General features: G+C 76.0%; 1 pseudogene. It reads right to left on the bottom strand.

Annotation, left to right across the window (positions count from 1 at the left end):
- Positions 1-8: 8 nt before the first annotated feature.
- Positions 9-840: pseudogene (locus tag KUM32_RS38770) on the bottom strand (hypothetical protein); the annotation flags it as partial.

Here is an 840-nt window from a genome sequence, read left to right as displayed (position 1 = left end):
GCCTAGGCCGCCTCCGACCTGATCTTGCCGGCGCCCTCCTCGGCGGCGGCCACCAGGTCCTCGGCCTCGCCACGGGCGCGCTCCAGAGCCTCCTCGGACTGCTTGCGCAGCGCCGTGGCCCGGTCGATGGCCTCGGTGCGCACCCGCTCGCCCTCGGCGCTCGCGCTGGCCCGGCTCTCGGCGGCGTCCGCCTTGGCCTTGGTGAGCAGTTCCTCGGCGGTCTTGGCCGCCTCCTCGATCTGCTGGAGCGCGTCCCGGCGGGCCTCGCCGCGGATCTTCTCGCCCTCGGCGACCGCGTCGGCCCGCAACTGCTCGGCCTCGCCGCGCAGCCGCCTGGCCTCCTCCTGGAGTTCGACGGTCTTGGCGCGGTACTCCTTGGTGTCGTCCTTGGCCGCGCCCTTGAGCTGCTCGGCCGTGTCGTGCGCGGCCTCGCGCAGTTGGTCGGCCTCGCGCTCGGCCTCGGTCCTGATCCGCTCGGCCTCGGCGGCGGCGGCCTTGGTGGCGGCCTTGGCGTCCTCGGCGGCCTTGCTCAGCATCTCCTCGGCGGTGCGGGCCGCCTTGGCCAACTGGGCCGCCGCGTCCTCGGCCGCCTCGGCGCGCGCCTTCTCCTGCGCCTCGGCGACCAACCGCTCCGCCGTGGCGCGGGCGTCGTCCCGAAGCTGCTCGGCCTCGGCCCGCAGCGCCTCGGCCTCCTTGGTGGCCTCGCCGACCAGCCGGGCGATCTCCGCCTTCGCCGTACGGGTGCGCTGCTCGTTGTCCGACTCGGCGGCCGAAAGCCGCGCCGACGCCGCCTCCTTGGCCTCGGACAGCACCTTCTCGGCCTCGCTGCGCGCCTCGCGC

The sequence above is a fragment of the Streptomyces sp. AC627_RSS907 genome, assembly GCF_019049165.1.
This window is presented reverse-complemented; position numbering and strand designations above follow the sequence as displayed.